The 12,612-nt window shown below is 68.5% G+C and carries 13 protein-coding genes and 3 tRNA genes; 3 read left to right on the top strand and 13 right to left on the bottom strand.

The window, feature by feature from the left end:
* Positions 1-93: 93 nt before the first annotated feature.
* The 5 genes from ACQEVO_RS24470 to ACQEVO_RS24450 all read right to left on the bottom strand — a co-directional run bounded on the left by ACQEVO_RS24470 (position 94) and on the right by ACQEVO_RS24450 (position 2,045).
* A tRNA-Leu gene (locus ACQEVO_RS24470) sits at positions 94-167 on the bottom strand.
* Between the two features lies 1 nt (position 168).
* Positions 169-242: transfer RNA gene (locus tag ACQEVO_RS24465), tRNA-Leu, on the bottom strand.
* Positions 243-270: 28 nt separating this feature from the next.
* Positions 271-340: transfer RNA gene (locus ACQEVO_RS24460), tRNA-Trp, on the bottom strand.
* A 116-nt stretch (positions 341-456) separates the two neighbouring features.
* The gene (locus ACQEVO_RS24455) at positions 457-999 is read right to left on the bottom strand and encodes a hypothetical protein (RefSeq protein WP_432917401.1); all 543 of its coding nucleotides are present in this window, start codon (positions 997-999) and stop codon (positions 457-459) included.
* A 50-nt stretch (positions 1,000-1,049) separates the two neighbouring features.
* The gene (locus tag ACQEVO_RS24450; RefSeq protein WP_432917398.1) at positions 1,050-2,045 is read right to left on the bottom strand and encodes a helix-turn-helix transcriptional regulator; all 996 of its coding nucleotides are present in this window, start codon (positions 2,043-2,045) and stop codon (positions 1,050-1,052) included.
* 161 nt (positions 2,046-2,206) lie between these two features.
* Here ACQEVO_RS24450 and ACQEVO_RS24445 point away from each other — a divergent pair, with 161 nt between their 5' ends.
* The gene (locus ACQEVO_RS24445) at positions 2,207-3,139 is read left to right on the top strand and encodes an alpha/beta fold hydrolase (protein WP_432917395.1); all 933 of its coding nucleotides are present in this window, start codon (positions 2,207-2,209) and stop codon (positions 3,137-3,139) included.
* Positions 3,140-3,251: 112 nt separating this feature from the next.
* Here ACQEVO_RS24445 and ACQEVO_RS24440 read toward each other — a convergent pair whose 3' ends face one another.
* The 7 genes from ACQEVO_RS24440 to pcaH all read right to left on the bottom strand — a co-directional run bounded on the left by ACQEVO_RS24440 (position 3,252) and on the right by pcaH (position 10,104).
* Complete coding sequence (locus ACQEVO_RS24440; protein ID WP_432917393.1) at positions 3,252-3,863, bottom strand: Uma2 family endonuclease; 612 nt, start codon at positions 3,861-3,863, stop codon at positions 3,252-3,254.
* A 201-nt stretch (positions 3,864-4,064) separates the two neighbouring features.
* Positions 4,065-5,276, bottom strand: a complete 1,212-nt coding sequence (locus ACQEVO_RS24435; protein ID WP_432917390.1) for an acetyl-CoA C-acetyltransferase — start codon at positions 5,274-5,276, stop codon at positions 4,065-4,067.
* A gap of 25 nt (positions 5,277-5,301) precedes the next feature.
* Positions 5,302-6,081: an IclR family transcriptional regulator gene (locus ACQEVO_RS24430; protein ID WP_432917387.1), complete on the bottom strand. Its 780-nt coding sequence runs from the start codon at positions 6,079-6,081 to the stop codon at positions 5,302-5,304.
* Positions 6,078-7,280, bottom strand: a complete 1,203-nt coding sequence (gene pcaD, locus ACQEVO_RS24425) for a 3-oxoadipate enol-lactonase (protein WP_432917384.1) — start codon at positions 7,278-7,280, stop codon at positions 6,078-6,080. Before pcaD ends, ACQEVO_RS24430 begins: the two co-directional genes overlap by 4 nt.
* A gap of 114 nt (positions 7,281-7,394) precedes the next feature.
* Positions 7,395-8,753, bottom strand: coding sequence for a 3-carboxy-cis,cis-muconate cycloisomerase (gene pcaB, locus ACQEVO_RS24420; protein WP_432917381.1), 1,359 nt, complete (start codon positions 8,751-8,753; stop codon positions 7,395-7,397).
* A 9-nt stretch (positions 8,754-8,762) separates the two neighbouring features.
* Positions 8,763-9,389, bottom strand: coding sequence for a protocatechuate 3,4-dioxygenase subunit alpha (pcaG, locus tag ACQEVO_RS24415; protein WP_432917378.1), 627 nt, complete (start codon positions 9,387-9,389; stop codon positions 8,763-8,765).
* On the bottom strand, positions 9,382-10,104 hold the full coding sequence (gene pcaH, locus ACQEVO_RS24410; RefSeq protein WP_432917375.1) for a protocatechuate 3,4-dioxygenase subunit beta: 723 nt from the start codon (positions 10,102-10,104) through the stop codon (positions 9,382-9,384). Before pcaH ends, pcaG begins: the two co-directional genes overlap by 8 nt.
* 150 nt (positions 10,105-10,254) lie before the next feature.
* Between pcaH and ACQEVO_RS24405 the strand changes: the two genes are divergently transcribed.
* Both ACQEVO_RS24405 and ACQEVO_RS24400 read left to right on the top strand, forming a co-directional pair.
* A complete protein-coding gene (locus ACQEVO_RS24405) occupies positions 10,255-11,001 on the top strand; it encodes a CoA transferase subunit A (RefSeq protein WP_432922979.1) in 747 nt (248 codons plus the stop codon).
* Positions 10,998-11,654, top strand: coding sequence for a CoA transferase subunit B (locus ACQEVO_RS24400; protein WP_432917372.1), 657 nt, complete (start codon positions 10,998-11,000; stop codon positions 11,652-11,654). The genes ACQEVO_RS24405 and ACQEVO_RS24400 overlap by 4 nt, the downstream gene beginning before the upstream one ends.
* Before the next feature lie 27 nt (positions 11,655-11,681).
* On the opposite strand, the gene ACQEVO_RS24395 is transcribed toward ACQEVO_RS24400, so the two are convergent.
* Entirely contained in the window at positions 11,682-12,590 is a 909-nt protein-coding gene (locus tag ACQEVO_RS24395) for a LysR family transcriptional regulator (RefSeq protein ID WP_432917369.1), read from the bottom strand.
* Between the last annotated feature and the right edge of the window lie 22 nt (positions 12,591-12,612).

Raw genomic sequence — 12,612 nt, 5'->3', positions numbered from 1 at the left:
GCGAATCGTTGCGACCTCGGAAAGGCGGCCGTCCGCTTACCGGCGGATACGAAAAAGTGCCCGAGACGCCTTCTGTGGCGCCCCGGGCAGTAGTACTCCCGGAGGGATTCGAACCCCCAACCAACGGTTCCTGAAACCGCCGCCTCTGCCAATTGGGCTACAGGAGCGTGCCCTCCGCGCGATTCGAACGCGCAACTACCGGATTTTGAATCCGGTCCCTCTGCCGATTGGGGTAGAAGGGCTTTTGTCCGGCCGGTTCCGGCCGTATCGCATACCCGGCAGGAGTCGAACCCGCTGACGCCGGTTTTGGAGACCGGGTCGCTACCGCTAGCTCGGATATTCGCGGAGTTCTTGTCTCCGTGATGTTTCCATCATCGCAGGCCGGTCAATCGAATTTCCGAAACGATTGTGGGATGGAAAGAAAGCGCCCCGATTCATCCCCGCGGCCGACCTCGTTTATTGTGCCGGCGCTGCCGAACCCGAGGGGAGATCGGTGACCACTACGGGGACGATATCGAGCAGTTCCGGCCGGAACTCACCGCTGATCGGGCTGATATTGCAGACCGTGGCCACCAGGTAGATCCCGCGCGGGATATCGGTGAACGATCCGGTGACGTGCCCGGTGGCGGAGGCGAACTGGACCCGGGGCCCGGCGGTGACGGCGCCGTCGGTGATCAGGCGTTGCAGCAGGGCGAAGGCGTCGGGTTCGCGGCCGCTCAGGGTGTCGACGGCGGCGGGGGCGAGGATAGGTGCGGCGACGGCGGTGTTCACCAGGACGGTCGTGCATTCGCCGGGGATCACCGGGAAGGTGTCGCGCCGGTTGGGAACATTGGCCACGGTGTAGTCGATGGTGGTTCCCGAGACCGTCGCGGAGAGGGCGATCGCCGGGCGGGTGTCCTGGGCGGTGGCGACGGCGGGGAAGATCGCGGCGAATACGGCCAGCACGAAGGCAGCAACGGCCGCGCCGAGGCCGAAACGGAAGAAGCCGGACCGCACCATGGATCTCTCCTCTTCGTCAGATGCGGCTCACGCTAACAGAAAAATGCTGGTCAGCGTCGTATTTGCTCCGGCTCGGCGCGACCGTAGGTGCGGGCCAAGGCGGTGGCCACCTCGCTCATGTGCCGCCGCAGGGCGGGTGGGCCGAGGACTTCGGCGCCGGTGCCCAGTCGCAGCAGTAACCCCGCTGTGTGCTCGATGGTTTCCAAGGGGATCTGCACAACGGACCACTGGTCCGGTTCGATGCGGGCGGTTTCGTATGCGGTGCGCACCAGGTCCGGATCGAGCAGATGGTCGAGGCGATCCAGAACGGAGGGCGATATCCGCACGGTGGCCGTGCCCTGCCGGCGACGGGTGTCGAACCGGTCGAGATAGTCCTGCCAGTGGCGGGCCAGGTCGAAGTCGCTGGGGCGCTCGAAAGTGTGGTCGAGTGGTTGCACGGAGTCGATCTGCGACACCCGGTAGGTCCGGATATCCTGCCCGGTCGCGGCGACCAGATACCAGCGGCCGGATTTGAGGACCAGGCCGTAGGGGTCCAGCGTGCGTCGCACCTGCCGGGGTTCGGCCCAGCGCCGGTATCCGATGTGCAGGCGGTGCCGGTCCCATACCGCCGCCGCCACCGCGGGCAGGTGCGGGAGGTCCTCCGGGAGGGCGTACCACCCGGCGGTATCGAGGTGGACGCGTTGGGAAATCCGTCCGGTCGGCGCGCGAAACGGTTCGGGCAGCGCCGCCAGCAGTTTCCGTTGCGCGGTGGCCAGCGTGGCACCCAGCCCGAGGTCGGCGGCCGGACCGGGTAGCCCGGACAGCCACAGGGCCTCGGCCTCGTCGGCTGTCATTCCGGTCAACCGCGTCTGGTAGCCGCCCAGCAATCGGTAGCCGCCGTCGCAGCCGGCCTCGCCGTACAACGGAATGCCCGCGGCGCTCAACGATTCCATATCGCGATAGACCGTACGGACCGATACCTCCAACTCCCGCGCCAACTGTCCCGCCGTCATCCGCCCTCGCGTCTGCAGCAGCAACACGATCGATAGCAACCTGCTCGCACGCACCGTCTCAGTCTGGCGACGACCGCCGACAGCCGGTTCGGCACCACGATAAGGAAACCAACTGTGTGATGTAGTTCACAATTGCTCGCACGGTTTCACTGACAGCACCTGTCAGTAGGCCGCTCCTACCGTGTCATCCGACCCGAACGACGACTGGAGGACGGATGATCGAAGCAGACGAAACCTTCGACGGCACCTGGCCGTTCACGCCCGAATTCACCGATGCGGCCGGATTCCGGCAGCACTATGTCGATGTCGGCCCCCGCGACGGAGAGCCGGTTGTGCTGCTGCACGGGGAACCGACCTGGGGATATCTGTGGCGGCACCTCATCGCGCCACTGTCCCGTTCCCGGCGCGTCATCGTGCCCGACCACATGGGGTTCGGGAAGAGCGCCACCCCCGCCGGCCGCGGCTATCTGGCCGAGGAGCACATCGGCAATCTCGACGCGCTGCTCGTTCGTGAGCTCGATCTCACCGATATCACCCTGGTCATGCACGATTGGGGTGGCCCGATCGGCACCGGGTTCGCGCTGCGCCATCCTGATCGGGTGAAGCGGTTGTTCGCCACCAATACCGTGCTGCCGCTGGGGCTTCCCGGATACGACGAGCTGGAGGCCGCGAATATCGCCGACAGCGCCTGGTTCCGCTGGGCCGCGGCGGCGCAGGCCGACGGCAGCCTGGAGCGGATCCTGGGCAACGCCGGCTCCACCGTCTGTCATCTCATGCTCGCCCTGCAGACGATCACCCGGCCCGAGATCGTCACACCCATCTGGGTCCGCGCCTACTCCGCCCATTTCGGCAGTCCGGCGGACTGCCGCGGTGTGATCCGCTTCCCGCAACAACTGGTAGCCCCCGACCCCGCCGACTCGCCGGCGCCGCCGGATCCGGAGGCCGTCGCCGCATTGCGCGCGAAACCGGCGGTCCTCGTTGAAGGTATGCAGGACACCGCGTTACTACCGCGCCACATCATTCCGGCGTTCCGGCTCGCGTACCCGGACGCCCCCGTAATCGAACTATCGCACTCCGGCCATTTCACCCCCGAAGACGCACCCCGGGAGTTACTGACGGCGCTGGAATTGTTCCTGCACACCAGTTGACGAGCGACCCCGAAAGGCGTCACCACGACCACGCGTCGATCACCGTCGGCGCGGCGGCGACAGCGGGGGGTGTGGGGGTCGCCGCCGCTACCGGAGTCGCGGCGGGCCGGTATCAGTACTGCAAATCGGTCCAGGGGATGTCGATACGAAACGGGAAATCGAACTGAACTCCCTGCTCGTCGTCGTGTGTCCACTCGCCCGCCACGAGATAGTTCGCTGGGCGCAGCGGGTGTACCCCATCGGGAAGCTCGCCGTGTTTGCTCTCCAGCGCATAGGCGCGGATCGTGGCGATCGCGCTCTCCCTGCGGGCCAGGGTCACCTCCCAGTACCAGGGGATCCCGGCACTCGCGTAGCGGCCCTTCTTCGCCTCCATATCGGATTGCGTGTTGGAGGGGGACAGCACCTCGCCGACCAGCACCGTATCCGATGCTCGTAAGTCTTGGTAGGGCGATTCGAGGCAGCGATGCACCAGAAAATCAGGGGTGAGGAAGTCCGATTTTCCGGTTTTTCCGAGAAAGACATTCGTCTCGAGCGTGGTCCGGAGACAGGTCGTCGGCTGTTCCTGCATGGCTTTGCGAGTGCAGCGTTCGAAGGCGGCGGTCATCCGATAGGTGAATGTCTGGTGCTCGGCAGGCCCGCGCCGAACCCATACCACCCGGCCATCCCACAGTTCGATCTGTTCGGCGATCTGCTCGGGCAGCTGTTCCAGCTCGTCCCAGGTCATGTACTCCGGAAGGTCCGGCTCTTCGGTCCGCGGCGCACCCATGTAGTCATAGTAGGTCGTGGACCCGGCCGGGCGGCGATGTCCGAGAACTGCGTCGACGGAGGTGGGAATACGGCATGGACGCCCTTGGATCGTATCCAGCCTTCTATGGGTACACCGCGACCGGCAATTCCGCCGCGCTTACGGTGAGTCGCCCACGGTTCAGGTCAGGCGTTCGAAGACTGCCGCCAGGCCCTGGCCGCCGCCGATGCACATGGTTTCGAGGGCGTAGCGGCCCTCGCGGCGGTCCAGTTCGCGCAGGAGGGTGGCGAGGATGCGGGCGCCGGTGGCGCCGACGGGGTGGCCGAGGGAGATGCCGGAGCCGTTGGGGTTGAGGCGGTCGTCGTCGGGTTCGACTTTCCAGTTGCGCAGGACGGCGAGGGTTTGGGCGGCGAAGGCTTCGTTGAGTTCTATGACCGACATATCGTCGAGGGTCAGGCCCAAACGGCCGAGGGCTTTTTCGGTGGCGGGAACGGGGCCGATGCCCATGGTGCGCGGGGGGACACCGGCGACCGCCCAGGAGGCGAGGCGGGCGAGGGGGCGCAGGCCGAGGGCTCGGGCTTTCTCGGGGGTGGTGACGATGCAGAGGGCGGCGCCGTCGTTCTGGCCGCTGGCGTTGCCGGCGGTCACCGTGGCGTCGGGGTCGGCCTTGCCGCGGATGGGGCGTAGTTTCGCGAGGGTTTCGACGGTCGTGCCGGCGCGCGGGTGCTCGTCGGTGTCGACGACAACCGGATCCGATTTCCGCTGCGGGACAGAGACTCCCACGATTTCTTCGGCGAACCGGCCGGACTGCTGGGCGGCGACCGCGCGCTGATGCGATTGCACCGCGAGCGCGTCCTGGTCGGCGCGGCTGATCGAGTATTCGGCGCGCAGGTTCTCGGCGGTTTCGATCATGCCGCCGGGGACCGGGAAGTTCTTACCGCCGGCGGTGACGCGGGCGCGGGCCAGCCGGTCGTCGAGGGAGATTCCCTCGCCTTTCACGCCCCAGCGCATCCCGGTGGCGTAGAACTCGGCCTGGCTCATGGATTCGGTGCCGCCGGCCAGGACGAGATCGCTGCCGCCGGTGGCGACCTGCATACACGCCTGGAGTACGGCTTGCAGGCCGGAGCCGCAGCGGCGGTCCACCTGCAGGCCGGGGACCGCCACGCCGAGACCGGCGTCGAGCGCGGCGACCCGGCCGATCGCGGGGGCCTCACCGTTGGGGGAGGCCTGGCCGAGGATGACGTCGTCGATCTGGTCGGCGGGCAGGCCGGTGCGGGCGAGCAGTTCGGTGATCACGGTCGCGGCGAGGGTTTCCGGCGCGATGTCTTTGAACACTCCGCCGAACCGGCCCACCGGTGTGCGCAGGGGCTCGCAGATAACGGCGTCGATCATGAAACTTCCTTCGTATCGCGGGTTTTCAGGAGTGGTTCTGCACGCGGGCCAGATCGGTGCTGATGGCTTCCGCCGTGGCGAGCAGCGGCGGCAGCAGGTCGGTGCGGATGCTGTCGGCGGTGTAGCGGGCGGCGTGGGTGGAGATGTTCACCGCGGCGCAGACCGTGCCGGTGTGGTCGCGGATGGGGGCGGCCATCGAGCGCAGGCCCTGTTCGAGTTCCTGGTCGACGAGGCAGTAACCGGCTTCCCGGGTTTTGCGTACTTCCTCGCGGAGCTGGTCGGCGCCCAGGACGGTGCGGTCGGTGAGCGGGGTGAAGGTGACCTTCGCCAGGTATTCCTCGAACGCCTGCTCCGGCAGCCCGGCCAGCAGCACCCGGCCCATCGACGTGCTGAAGGCGGGGAAGCGGGTGCCGATGGTGATGGAGACCGTCATGATCCGGCTGACCGGTACGCGGGCGACGTAGACGATGTCCTCGCCGTCGAGAATCGAGACCGATGTGGACTCGTGGACCTGATTGGCCAGCGATTCCAGATGCGGGCCCGCGACCTCGGGCAGGCTCAGGCTGGACAGATAGCTGTAGCCGAGTTCCAGCACGCGGGGGGTGAGCCAGAACTGGGAGCCGTCGGTGCGTACATAGCCGAGTTCCACCAGGGTCAGCAGGAAGCGGCGCGCGGTCGCGCGGGTCAGCTCGGTGGCCTTGGCGACCTCGCTGAGGGTGCGCCGCGGATGCTGCGCGTCGAAGGAGCGGATGACGGCCAGGCCGCGGCCCAGCGACTGTACGTAATCCGGGGAGGGTTCGGTCATGGTGTTTCCTCTGCGCTCGAGGACGCGGCGGGGGTGGCGTCGGCGAGCGCCGCCTTGCCGAGTCCGAAGGCGAGGTTACTGTTCGGCACTCCGGCGTAGACCGCGGTGTGCAGGAAGACCTCGGCGAGCTCGTCGGGGCCGACCCCGGCGCGCAGGGCCGCGCGGATATGCATATCCAGTTCGTGGGTGTTGCCGACGGCGGTGAGGATCGCGAGGGTGAGCAGTCGCCGGGTGTGGTGGTCCAGGCCGGGGCGGCTCCAGATATCGCCCCACGCGGTGCGGGTGATGAAATCCTGGAACGGTTCGGTGAAGGCGGTGGTCCCGGCGACGGCGCGGTCGACGTGGGCATCGCCCAGCACCGCGCGTCGCACGCGCATGCCCTGGTCGAAGGCGGCGCAGCGTTCCCGGTGGCCGGCGATGTGGCCGGTGATGAGCGCGGTGACCGGTCCGGCCTGCTCCACGCTGGCCAGGTGTGCGGCCGGATCCAGAACGTGCAGAACGGAATTCGCGATACCCCCGGCGAGGGCGCGCATATCGTCGGGGGTGGTGGCCGGGTCCTGGGCGCCGGCGATCACCAGCGTGGGGGCGGTGATCCGGGCGAGATCGGCGCGGCCGTCGAACTGCGCGAGCGCCACGCAGCAGGCGGCGTAACCCTCGTCCGGAGTGGTTTCCACCATGGCGCGGCTGCGTGCGATGAGATCGGTGTCGCGGTCGGCGAGCCCGGTGGTGAACCAGCGGCCGACCACGGCCTCGGCGATCGAGGCGGTGCCGTCGGCGCGGACCGCCGCGGCCCGGTCGAGCCAGCTCTGCGGGGTGCCGAACTTGGCGGAGGTGCACAAGAGGGTCAGCGTGCGGACGCGGGTGGGCTCGTGCGCCGCGATCCATTGGGCGACGGCGCCGCCGAGCGAGAGGCCCACCAGGTGCACCGCATCCCGGCCGAGCCGGTCCAGCAGCGCGAGCACGTCCGCGGCGAGATCGGCGACCGTGGGGTCGCCGGTGCCGGTGGGGGACTGGCCGTGGCCGCGCAGATCGACGGCGACGACCTCGTACTCACCGGCCAGCGCGGCGACCTGCGGATCCCACATCGACCGGTCCGAACCGAGTGAGCCGAGCAGGACGACGGCGGGTGCCGTCGCGGGTCCGGTGACCCGGTACGAGAGTTCGACGGTCGCGGTCGTCGCATCCGCGGTGGCGCCCATATCACTTGCTCCGTTCGATTGCTGGTGGTTCTGTGCGGAATAGCCGCGGCCCGGGCGTCTCCGCGGTAGCCCCGGCGACGGCAGTCGTCGCGCGATCCGTGCGGTGTGACCGGGTCACGATTGTCCGGGCTCGTGTTCGGACGTGCGGGGCGCAGGTTCCGGCGCATCGCCGCGTTCATCGAGTACTCGCCCCACCAGATCAGCAGCGTGGCCCAGATAGCCTGCGGGATCGAGTAATTCGCGGATCCGATCGGCCGGAAGGTATTCGAGGATCGCGGGATCGCTGTCCAGTGCGGGGGGATGCGCGGTGGCGGCGGCGGTGACGATCTCGCGGGCCCGGTCGGTGTGTTCGGACAGCGCGGCGGTGACCCGTTCGGCGAGCAGCAGCCCGCCGGTGGCTTCGAGATTGCGGGCCATCGCCACCGGGTGGACCTGCAGTCCGCTCAGGCTCTGGACGAGCCGGTGGGCGGCGCCGCCGGTGAGCCGCAGCAGATCGGTGACGGTTTCCCATTCGGCGTGCCAGGCGCCGGCCGCGCGCTGCATTTCGTGGTCCATCGCGCCGAGCGCGGCGGCGACCAGGCCGGGGACCCGGCGGGCGGCGGCGCGGGCGGTGATCGCGGCGATCGGGTTGCGTTTGTGCGGCATGGCCGAGGAGCCACCGGGAGCGTCCTCGCTCACCTCGCCGATCTCGGTGGCCGAGAGGGCGACGATATCCGTGGCGATCTTGCCGGCCGCGCCCGCGGCGAGGCCGAGCGAGGTGGCGAGTTCGGCGATCGGGGTGCGGTCGGTATGCCACGGGATGCCCTGGGGTGCCAGTCCGAGTTCCGCGGCCAGCGCATCGGCCACGGCCGGGCCGTGCGGGTACAAGGCGGCGAGAGTACCTGCGGCTCCACCGAATTGGACGGGAAGAGCGGCGAGTGCGGCGGTGACGGCCCCGGCGGCTCGGTCGAGGGATTTGCACCAACCGGCCGCCAGCGCGCCGAACGTGGTCGGTAATGCCTGCTGGCCCAGGGTGCGGGCGGCCATGGGGGTGCCGCGATGGGTCTGCGCGAGATCCGCCGCGGCATCGGCGGCGGCGCGCAGATCGTCGAGGATCAGGGCGCCGGCGCGCTGGGCGAGGAGTACGAGCGCGGTATCGAGAATGTCCTGACTGGTGGCACCCTTGTGGACGGCCGCGGCCGGAACACCCGCGGGTGCGCAGGCTTTCCGTAGCGTGCCGACCAGCGGGATCACCGGGTTGCCGCCGGCCACCGCGGCCGCGCCGAGTTCGGCCGGGTCGAGCGCGGCGGCGGCCTGCGGGCCGGCGGCGGCGATGGCCTGGGCGTGCCCCTCATCGAGCACGCCGGCCACCGCCTGGGCGCGGGCGAGTGCGCATTCCACCTCGACCAGCGCGCCGATCCAGGCGCGGTCGGACAGGGCGGCACCGAGTTCGGCGGCACCGAACAGCGGATCGAACAGCTCTCCACGCGGCACGCGGTACTCCTACAGGTAGAAGAACGGCGTCTCGGCACCGTCCGGGTCGGCGTCCTGCAGCACGATATCGAGGTGGTACCCCTCGGCGGTGGCCGTGGCGATCAGCTTGTGCCGTTGGGTTTCCGGAAGCGCCGACAGCACCGGGTCGGTGTCGTTGGCGGCCTGTTCGTCGGGGAAATAGAGCCGGGTGATGGACCGGTTGAGCATGCCGCGGGCGAAAACGGCCAGGTTCAGGTGCGGTGCCTGGGTCGAATCGCCGTCGGCGGGGACGGCCCCGGGTTTGACGGTGGTGAACCGGGCGGTGCCCGTGTCGTCGGTGGGGCAGCGGCCGAACCCGCGGAATGCCGGGTCGGTCTGCGGGCGGGGATCGTCCGGATGCTCGAAAACGCCCTCGCGGTTGGCCTGCCAGACCTCGACCATGCCGTCGGCGACCCGATTCCGGGCACCGTCGAACACTGTCACTGTGACGGTTATCGAGCCCTCGGTGCCCGGCGCCACCACATCGCACCCATCGGGCCAGGGCAACCCGATATGCAGGTAGGGCCCGACGGTCTGTGACGGAGTGGGCCCGAAGTCCACGGTGGTGAAATCGCCGGGGATGACCGGGTAGCGGGGCGCGAAGTCGGTATCACTCATCGTCGTGGTCCTCCTCTTCGAAGGGGGTCGCGTCGCGACCGCGCAACACGATGTCGAACCGGAATCCCAGTGCCCAGTTGTCGGTGGTGGCGTCGTAGTCGAACACACTCACCATGCGCTGGCGGGCGCCGTCGGGGACCGAGTTGTAGATCGGGTCCTGGAAGAACATCGGGTCGTCCGGAAAGTACATCTGGGTGACCAGACGCTGGGTGAAGGCGCGCCCGAACAGGGAGAAATGGATATGTGCGGGCCGCCAGGCGTTGTGGTGGTTACCCCAGGGGTAGGCGCCCGGCTTGATCGTGGTGAACGAATAGTGGCCGTCGCTGTCGGTGAGGACGCGGCCGACGCCGTCGAAATGCGGGTCCAGCGGCGCGGGCCACTGGTCACCCTGGTGGCGGTAGCGGCCGGCGGCGTTGGCCTGCCAGACCTCGACCAGGGTGTTCGGTACCGGTTTGCGATCGCTGTCGAGGACGCGGCCGTGCACGACGATGCGCTGCCCCTGTGCTTCACCGCCGCGGGCCAGGGTCAGATCCGCGTCGGCCTCGGTGACGCGGCCTTCGCCGAGTACCGGGCCGGTGAGCTCGCCGAGTCGCTGCGGGAGCAGGATCAGCGGCTGTTTGGGGTGGCGGAGGGTGGTGGTGCGGTAATCGGCGAAGTCGAGCGGAGCTTCCTCGCTCTTGTCGATACCGCGGTACCGCGGTGGCAGTTGGAGCATGCGCGCGACCTCGCGTTCGGTATGTGGACATTGCTTCGGTATGCGAACAGCATAGGACTCGGTGGTCATCGGATCAATCACCGTTCTAGTCGTTCACTATACGCACATGAGTTCACAATACGTACAAATGTGGTTACTGTGGAACGCGTGATGGACAAAGTCTTTTCCTCAGCCGCCGAAGCGGTCGCCGATATCCCCGACGGTTCATCACTGGCCGTCGGCGGGTTCGGGCTGGTCGGCATCCCGGAAGTGCTGATCAACGCACTGCTCGAACAAGGCGCCACCGATCTGGAGGTCGTCAGCAACAACTGCGGCACCAACGGCTTCGGCCTCGGTGTCCTGCTCGCCGCCCATCGGATCCGCCGCACGATCAGCTCCTACGTCGGGGCGAACGAGGAGTTCGCGCGTCAATATCTGTCGGGCGAACTCGAGGTCGAGTTGACCCCGCAGGGCACCCTCGCGGAGCGGATGCGCGCCGGTGGCGCCGGTATCCCGGCGTTCTTCACACCCGCCGGGGTGGGCACGCAGGTCGCCGAGGGTGGGCTCCCACTACGGTATGACGGCGCGGGCGGGGTCGCGGTGGCGAGCCCGCCGAAGGAGACCCGGGAATTCGACGGTGTCACCTACGTGCTCGAGCGCGGGATCGTCACCGATTACGCCCTGGTGCACGCCTGGAAAGGCGACCGGCACGGCAATCTCGTCTATCGCGCCAGCGCCCGCAATTTCAACCCGCCCGCCGCCGCGGCGGGCCGGATCACCATCGCCCAGGTCGAGCACCTGGTGGAACCCGGCGAACTCGACCCCGACCAGGTGCACACCCCAGGCATCCAGGTCCAGCGCGTCGTACCCGTCGGCAAGGTCGAAGTAGGAATCGAGAACAGGACGGTGCGCGCATGAAACTGACCCGCGAACAAATGGCGGCCCGCGTCGCGGCCGAGCTCACCGACGGTCAGTACGTCAACCTCGGGATCGGGATGCCGACCCTGGTGCCCAACTACTTGCCCGGCGATATCACCGTGGTCCTGCATTCGGAGAACGGTGTCCTCGGGGTGGGCCCGTATCCGACCGAGGACGAACTCGATCCCGAACTGATCAACGCGGGCAAGGAAACCATCACGGTGCTGCCCGGCGCCTCGTTCTTCGATTCCGCGCAATCGTTCGGCATGATCCGCGGCGGGCAGGTCGATGTCGCCGTACTCGGCGCCATGCAGGTCAGCGCCCGCGGCGATCTGGCCAACTGGATGATTCCCGGCAAGATGGTCAAGGGTATGGGCGGGGCGATGGATCTGGTGCACGGGGCGCGCCGGGTGATCGTGATGATGGAACACGTATCCCGTTCGGGCGAACCGAAAATCGTCGACGAGTGCACCCTGCCGCTCACCGGGCTGGGCTGCGTGAACCGGATCATCACCGATATGGCCGTTCTCGATGTCACCGAGACCGGCTTGGTGCTGGTGGAGACCGCGCCGGGCGTGACGGTCGACGAGGTGCGGGCCGCAACTGGAGCCGATCTGGAGATCGCCGCCGAATTGACGGCCCGGGTCGGCTGAGCGGGCCCGGCCGTGCGTCCGGCGGGATCACCACGCCGGCATACGGTCCATCGCCGTCCGGATCACCTCGAGAAACCACTGCTGCGGGCCGCCGCGACCCGGTGCATGCCGGGTGTAGGCGGCCACTTCCACCGGTTCGATGGGCCACGGCAGGGCGAAGAGCCGCACCGCATGCGTGCGGGCCAGCGCCCGGGCGACCCGTTCGGGCACGATGGCGACCAGTTCGCTGTCCTGCACCACATAGGGCAGGGTCGCGAACCGGGTCACCCGCACCGCGATACGGTCCTCGAGCCGATGCTCGATCAGGGCCTTGCGCGGGCCGGTGTGCCCGGACGCACCGTCGACCACGACGTGACGTTCCTGTTCGAGATCGGCGTGCCCCGGGTTCGGGGTCCGTAAGCGGGGGTGGTCGGCGGCGACCATACCGGCGTAGCCCTCGGTGAACAGGGCGGTCCGGCGCAGTCGCGGCGAATCCAGTACCGGGCTGGCCACGATGGCGTCCATTTCGCCGCGGGCCAGCTGGTCGACCGCGGTGTCCAGGGCGAACGCCTGGACCCGCAGCCGCGCCCGTGGGGCCTGCGCCGTCAGTTCCGCCAGGACCAGCGGCAGCACTGTCACCTCGCCGAGGTCGGAGAGTCCGAGGGTGAACTGGGTGGGCCGGTCGGGGTCGAATTCTGTTGTGGTGCCCAGGGTTTCGGTTACTTGTTCGAGGGCGCCGCGCAGCGGTGGATACAGCCGCTCGGCCTCGGAGGTCGGGATCAGGCCGCCGGGGCCGCGGACGAAGAGTTCGTCGCCGAGGCGGCGGCGGAGTTTGCCGAGACCGTAGCTGACCGTCGGCTGGGTGACGCCCAGCAGATCGGCCGCGGCGGTGACGCTGCGGGTCTCGTAGAGCAGGACGAAGGTGCGCACCAGGTTCAGGTCGAAATCGCCCGCCATAGATCTCCTCTATCCGGCATCG

It is taken from the genome of Nocardia sp. CA-290969 (assembly GCF_050936135.1).
In the GTDB taxonomy this organism is placed as follows: domain Bacteria; phylum Actinomycetota; class Actinomycetes; order Mycobacteriales; family Mycobacteriaceae; genus Nocardia.
This window is presented reverse-complemented; position numbering and strand designations above follow the sequence as displayed.

Bases quoted from the DNA above. Each gene is read 5' to 3' on its own strand.
- ACQEVO_RS24455 (WP_432917401.1), bottom strand. From the start codon at position 999: ATGGTGCGGTCCGGCTTCTTCCGTTTCGGCCTCGGCGCGGCCGTTGCT.
- ACQEVO_RS24445 (WP_432917395.1), top strand. From the start codon at position 2,207: ATGATCGAAGCAGACGAAACCTTCGACGGCACCTGGCCGTTCACGCCC.
- ACQEVO_RS24440 (WP_432917393.1), bottom strand. From the start codon at position 3,863: ATGACCTGGGACGAGCTGGAACAGCTGCCCGAGCAGATCGCCGAACAG.
- ACQEVO_RS24435 (WP_432917390.1), bottom strand. From the start codon at position 5,276: ATGATCGACGCCGTTATCTGCGAGCCCCTGCGCACACCGGTGGGCCGG.
- ACQEVO_RS24430 (WP_432917387.1), bottom strand. From the start codon at position 6,081: ATGACCGAACCCTCCCCGGATTACGTACAGTCGCTGGGCCGCGGCCTG.
- pcaD (WP_432917384.1), bottom strand. From the start codon at position 7,280: ATGGGCGCCACCGCGGATGCGACGACCGCGACCGTCGAACTCTCGTAC.
- pcaG (WP_432917378.1), bottom strand. From the start codon at position 9,389: ATGAGTGATACCGACTTCGCGCCCCGCTACCCGGTCATCCCCGGCGAT.
- pcaH (WP_432917375.1), bottom strand. From the start codon at position 10,104: ATGCTCCAACTGCCACCGCGGTACCGCGGTATCGACAAGAGCGAGGAA.
- ACQEVO_RS24405 (WP_432922979.1), top strand. From the start codon at position 10,255: ATGGACAAAGTCTTTTCCTCAGCCGCCGAAGCGGTCGCCGATATCCCC.
- ACQEVO_RS24400 (WP_432917372.1), top strand. From the start codon at position 10,998: ATGAAACTGACCCGCGAACAAATGGCGGCCCGCGTCGCGGCCGAGCTC.
- ACQEVO_RS24395 (WP_432917369.1), bottom strand. From the start codon at position 12,590: ATGGCGGGCGATTTCGACCTGAACCTGGTGCGCACCTTCGTCCTGCTC.